The organism is Ancylomarina sp., assembly GCF_041555295.1.
GTDB lineage: Bacteria > Bacteroidota > Bacteroidia > Bacteroidales > Marinifilaceae > Ancylomarina.
The window spans coordinates 1-5,547 of record NZ_JBFFKR010000230.1; the positions used below are offsets into that span (position 1 = coordinate 1).

5 protein-coding genes and 1 pseudogene are annotated in these 5,547 nt (G+C 35.6%); 4 read left to right on the plus strand and 2 right to left on the minus strand.

Annotation, left to right across the window (positions count from 1 at the left end):
• From ABY905_RS13440 to ABY905_RS13450, 3 genes and pseudogenes are all read left to right on the plus strand, one after another.
• Positions 1-244, plus strand: a pseudogene (locus ABY905_RS13440) (gfo/Idh/MocA family oxidoreductase); the annotation flags it as partial.
• A 278-nt stretch (positions 245-522) separates the two neighbouring features.
• Positions 523-1,674 carry an ATP-binding protein gene (locus ABY905_RS13445; RefSeq protein WP_372644725.1) on the plus strand — a complete coding sequence of 384 codons (1,152 nt, stop codon included), beginning with the start codon at positions 523-525 and terminating at the stop codon, positions 1,672-1,674.
• 53 nt (positions 1,675-1,727) lie between these two features.
• Positions 1,728-1,955, plus strand: coding sequence for a hypothetical protein (locus ABY905_RS13450; protein ID WP_372644727.1), 228 nt, complete (start codon positions 1,728-1,730; stop codon positions 1,953-1,955).
• Positions 1,956-2,043: 88 nt separating this feature from the next.
• Here the strand turns inward: ABY905_RS13450 and ABY905_RS13455 are convergent, their stop codons facing one another.
• Together ABY905_RS13455 and ABY905_RS13460 are read right to left on the minus strand one after the other, a co-directional pair.
• Positions 2,044-3,558: a Do family serine endopeptidase gene (locus ABY905_RS13455; RefSeq protein ID WP_372644729.1), complete on the minus strand. Its 1,515-nt coding sequence runs from the start codon at positions 3,556-3,558 to the stop codon at positions 2,044-2,046.
• Positions 3,559-3,755: 197 nt separating this feature from the next.
• The gene (locus ABY905_RS13460; RefSeq protein ID WP_372644731.1) at positions 3,756-4,199 is read right to left on the minus strand and encodes an Hsp20/alpha crystallin family protein; all 444 of its coding nucleotides are present in this window, start codon (positions 4,197-4,199) and stop codon (positions 3,756-3,758) included.
• A 527-nt stretch (positions 4,200-4,726) separates the two neighbouring features.
• Here ABY905_RS13460 and ABY905_RS13465 point away from each other — a divergent pair.
• A partial coding sequence (locus tag ABY905_RS13465; RefSeq protein WP_372644733.1) for a hypothetical protein occupies positions 4,727-5,547 on the plus strand: 821 nt, incomplete at its 3' end.

The following is a 5,547-nucleotide window of genomic DNA, read 5'->3' on the forward strand; positions in this document are numbered from 1 at the left end:
AATAAATCCCTATGATCAGGAGCATATCGATTGGGTGACAGCTATTCGAACAGGCAAATCTGTAAACGAAACTCAAGCTATTGCTGAGTCGACCATGACAGGTATTATGGGGCGAGTATCGGCTTATACAGGTAAGGAAGTTACATGGGAAGAGATGATGAATTCCGACCTATACCTTTCACCTAAGCACTATAGCTTTGGAAATGTTGATGTCGATAAATCCGTTCCTATGCCTGGAGGGTGAAAATAGATGATCTCTTCTAAATCTCAGAATCTTAAGTCCTTAAAAACCTAAATCCATTTATTCTGGTGAATCAATTATTAAAAAAAATCTTATAGGGAATCAGCCTTGTTGGAGGTGTAATAGGGTTTCTTTTTAAAATTAGTTTGTTTATTAGTTTGATTTTCATAATTTTAAAGGGCGTGAGTTAAAGCTTAATATCTGAGTTTAGATGTTAACACCAGTTATAAATGTTAGATTGGTAACTCTTGTTAAGCACACTAGTATTAATTTTAAAGAGAATGACTAATAAAAAAGATTGTATAGAATTTGAAAAGCAGAAAGTGGAAGTTTATGAGGGCTGTGAAGCAAGGTTTAAGCAACTTCTTAAAAATTCATTTGATATGATCGTGCTTATAGGTGCCAATGGTGTTCAAAGCTATGTTAGTGAATCTTGTGAGAAAATATTGGGATACAAACCCGAGGAATTAATCAATATTTCTGTAATTGATAAAATGATACATCCCGATGATCAGGGAAGAGCGATTCTTGCCTTACAGAATATAATACAAAACTCTGCAAATGGAGGCATACAATACAGGCATCGGCATAAAAATGGAGGTTGGGTTTATTTAGAGGCATTTGGTACAAATCAAATTAGTAATCCAGCTGTTAAGTCTATCATTCTGAATGTTCGTGATATTACTGATCGTATGAATGCCAAACAAGCACTTATAGAGAGTGAAACAAGTTTGAGAGATCTAAATGCGACTAAGGATCGTTTTTTTTCAATTATTGCTCATGATTTGAAATCCCCATTTAATGGTATTCTAGGTTTTTCTAAACTTCTGGAAGCGGAGGTGCATGACAAGAATTATGAGGCCGTTGAAGAATATGCCCATATTATTCATAATGCTTCGCAACGCGCAATGAATCTGCTGACCAATTTATTGGTCTGGTCTCGATCACAAATGGGTAAGATTAAATATACACCTGAGAATTGCGATTTGGAAGTTCTATTCAATGAGATTGCTGAATTATTAAATGATTCCGCTCAGCAGAAGTCAATTACTATTTCTTCTGAAATAGAGAATAATTCTGTTGTTTTTGTTGACAAGAACATGATTTGTACAATACTAAGAAATCTTATATCCAACGGGATAAAATTCACAAAGTCTGGAGGTACAATTACGATTTGTGCTCACCCAAAAGTTGATGAATGGCTTATTACTGTATCTGATAATGGGGTAGGTATTTCCAATGAAGCTATTGATAAGTTATTTCTTATGGAATACAGCTATTCGACCTTAGGAACCCAAAAAGAGGTAGGAACTGGCCTGGGGCTATTACTTTGTAAGGAGTTTGTAAGTATGCACGGGGGGAGAATCTGGGTAGAAAGTGAAGTTGGGAAGGGTAGTACATTTTATTTTTCTATTCCAATAGTAAAGAATTAAATGAAGATGTGAAATGAGTTAATTGTTTCAATAAAATCATTCAGATTTTAACTATGGATAGTCTAATAACATTGGCCGAATTTGATAATGCCTTCGAAGTAAAATACAACCTATTGAAGGATATGCTTGATCAGTCTGGAATTAGGTATATCGCAATTAATGAAAACGCAAGAAGTGCAGAACCGATGGCTTATATGACCCCTTCTAATATTTCGATAGAGATTAAAATTTTTGAATACGATCTCGAGCAAGCACAAAAGATTTTTGAATCGATCTCATAAATTTGTTTTTAGACACAATAGAGAAATAACAACAATCCCTCATCAGAATAATCTGATGAGGGATTGTTTTGCAAATATTTAAGAGAGATTAATTGAGACCAAATGCATAGTAATAACTTCCAGGGTAATTTTCGTAAATGCCCGAGAGCATGATGCCCCCTTTCTTGTTATTGACGTATTTTTTGAATGCTTGAATGCTGTCAATTGCTTTACCATCAACACGAGTGATAATGAAACCCTCTTTCATATTAGTTTGGCGTTTGACAATACCTGAATTTATTTTGTTGACACGTAAGCCATTTGAGATATCAAGTTTTTTCAGTTCATCCTTATCAAGTTCTTTCAATTCGATGCCTAGCTTTGCTAGTATTTGCCTATTTTCTGTAGTGTTAAGTTTTGTATCTCCTTCTTCATTTCGAAGGGTAATGTTAAAGTTCTTGGTTTTACCAAAGCGGTCAATTTCCAAATTTAGTTTGTCTCCAGGTCGATGTCTGGCAACAACTTCCATAAGTTCAGAAGTCGATTTTGTCTTTGTATCATTGATCTTTAAAATAACATCACCTTTCCGGATGCCAGCATCTGCGGCGGCGCTATTGTCAGGCAAACTATCAACATATACACCTTCGGTAACTTCGAGTTTATTCTCTCTGGCAAAGTTTCCATCAATGTTTCGTATCACGATACCAAGATAACCTCGTTGCACAAAGCCAAATTCCAGCAGATCATCTATCACTTTGCTTACAATATTTGAAGGTATCGCAAAGCCATAGCCCGAATAAGCACCTGTAGGACTCGCAATGGCTGTATTAATACCAACCAAGCCACCTTTTAGATCCACTAATGCACCACCACTGTTGCCAGGATTAATTGCTGCATCTGTTTGAATAAAGGATTCAATGGCACTTCGGTTTTGTAGAATATTGATGTTTCTACTTTTGGCACTAACGATACCTGCTGTTACGGTAGAATTCAAATTAAAAGGATTCCCAACGGCAAGTACCCATTCGCCCACTTCAATTTCATCAGAGTTGGTAAAGGGAATGTGAACCAAATTTTTCTCTTTAATTTGAAGTAGAGCTAAATCGGTTGTTGGATCTGTACCAATTACTTTGGCCTTATAAACCCGATTGTCATGTAAACTGATTTCAATATCATCAGCACCTGCAATCACGTGATTATTGGTAACAATATAGCCATCAGAATTAATGATAACGCCCGAACCTGATCCAACTCTTACCTGTGGTCCTCGTTGGTTTGGATACTGGGGTTGCAAGCGCAAGTGTGGTCCGAAAAAATCTTTGAAAAAGTCATCTTGAAAAAAATCTCTAAAAGGAGAAGGGGTTGATTTGTCGTTCTGTTGTGCTTGCAATTGCGTCGATTTGATGTGAACAACGGCATCCATAACTTTTTTCGAGACCTCTGTAAATTTCAAAGGGGTGTTTTCGCCATTTTTTAAAACGCTATAGCTTGCTCCAAGCATTGGCGATTCGGTAACGTGCTGTATTTTTATCGCTTGTTCCTTTTCGCTAAAAAGCAGATAGCCACTCAATGATATAATTCCTCCTATAGTTGCGGCTAAAAGCAGTAAACTGAACTTTTTCATTTTTGTTACTTTTTAATGATTTATATAAACGGCCAGCAACATAAGTCTTCATAAAACCAGATACTGACTAAAAAATTTGTGTCAAGATTATAAAAGCATTAACTAATTGCAGATTGATTGATTGATTGATTGATTGATTGATTGATTGATTGATTGATTGATTGATTTTAGGGCAGGTGATAAACCTGCCCTTTGGTTTATTTGATAGAGATCATTCGTGAAGGCTTAGGTTTTGCTTCTTCCTTTTTAGGAAGGTGAATAGAAAGAATGCCTTCGTCATATTTGGCTGCAATTTTGTCACCATCAATTAAATCGACTGGTAGTCGAAATGACCTTTGGAATGATTGGTATGAAAATTCCTTTCTGGAATATTTTCCATTCTTACTCTCATCTTCTCTTTTGATTTCAGAAGAAATGGTTAATTGATTATTATCCAAACTAATGTTGAAATCATTTCTTTTCATACCTGGTGCCGCTACTTCAATGGTAAACTCATGATCATCTTCACGAACATTCACGGCAGGTAAGGTTGTGTTAGTGTTTGAATAGTTTAAACTGTTCCAATCCATCCAATCTCTTGAGAAGAAATTGTCAAATAAAGATGGAAATGAGCTGTCTGGGTTTCTCTTTACTAGTGTCATGATATGTCCTCCTTTTTTTAATTTTAAAGACCTTTAATTAATAATCCGTTTTATTAAAAATGTTGGAATCGCGATCCACCTACTTTTGATCAAATTGAATGCCAAAATTGATGGTTTATGGATATGTGTCTGTTTGAATCAGCCTGATTGTCATATGTTTTAGCGTTTTTTTATTTCTAAGGGTGTGAGGAATTAAAAGGGATGAAAAAATGTCATTTTAAGCTTGAAAACTTCACGATTAAATGTCAGATTGTCGGCAATTATCAGATGAACAGTAAAAATGTCATTTATCCTATAGGATATTTTAATTATCACCTAGAAACATCATGCCAAAACTTTAATAAAGGATCGTCAATCATTTAAATAATTGATCAAATAGGCTTAATTATTAATAGATTGTCAGAATGCAAAGGTTTTCGTTTCTATCCCTTTAAAATCAGGCCATCTGTAATGCCAGAGATTAAAAGGATTTCAGTATCTTTAGTATCTGTTAGAATCTCATAAGTTTAAATCATAAAAAATAGCGAATGATAGAAGAAGTTGTAAGAGTACATGATAAGTTTTCTGTAGAGATAAAAATGGGTTACGAAGCCCGTAAAGATCGTAAGGTGAATGAGTTTTCGGTTAAGACTTGGTTGTTTATTCCAAGTAAGCTGGATATCAATTCGTCGACCTATAAGAAAGAGGACTTTTACAACGATTTCAATTCCAACATTCGTTTGATTACCCCCCCATATGCCTTAAGAGAAATAGCTCAAGGCGATCATTCCGTTTTCTCCTATTTAGAGGAAGCTTTTCAGAAGGCGGCCAATCATCCCAACTCGAAGAATGAGGCGAACTACGAGTATCATATTCGCATGTTTCATTCCATACTTAAGTCGGCACTTCGCAGAGAAATTCAGCATATTTTGAGAAATGATATGACGGATGATAGGCGCTACTTGATTGAGGCTTATATCTCAGATATAAGGAAGATCGCTCAGCAATATCGCGATTTGCGCCGCATTGTAAATGTGTCCACCATGCAAAAGGAAATGTTCGATTATTTTTTGTTTGGAGATGAGTTTATGAGCAATCAATTCGAACAGAATAGCTATTATCTGCACCGTGGCTTGCGAAGGATGCATTCTGTGGATTTCGATCGAAGTAAAGATGATATTCTGAACTTGATTAGGGATGAGATTGCTTACAAGCGATCTAAAGGCTATTTGGTTGTTGAAAAGGACTCTTTGGATCGTAATCGTTGGTTGGTTCATCGCAAAAGTGTGTTTAATAAATATTTCGAAGGCCAGTTATTGCTTTCTTCCCGTAAGAAAAAGGAAGGCGTTTTTATGATGCAATTGCTTTA

Excerpts from the sequence above, each read along its gene's own strand:
- ABY905_RS13460 (WP_372644731.1), bottom strand. The coding sequence starts at position 4,199 with ATGACACTAGTAAAGAGAAACCCAGACAGCTCATTTCCATCTTTATTT.
- ABY905_RS13445 (WP_372644725.1), top strand. The coding sequence starts at position 523 with ATGACTAATAAAAAAGATTGTATAGAATTTGAAAAGCAGAAAGTGGAA.
- ABY905_RS13450 (WP_372644727.1), top strand. The coding sequence starts at position 1,728 with ATGGATAGTCTAATAACATTGGCCGAATTTGATAATGCCTTCGAAGTA.
- ABY905_RS13455 (WP_372644729.1), bottom strand. The coding sequence starts at position 3,558 with ATGAAAAAGTTCAGTTTACTGCTTTTAGCCGCAACTATAGGAGGAATT.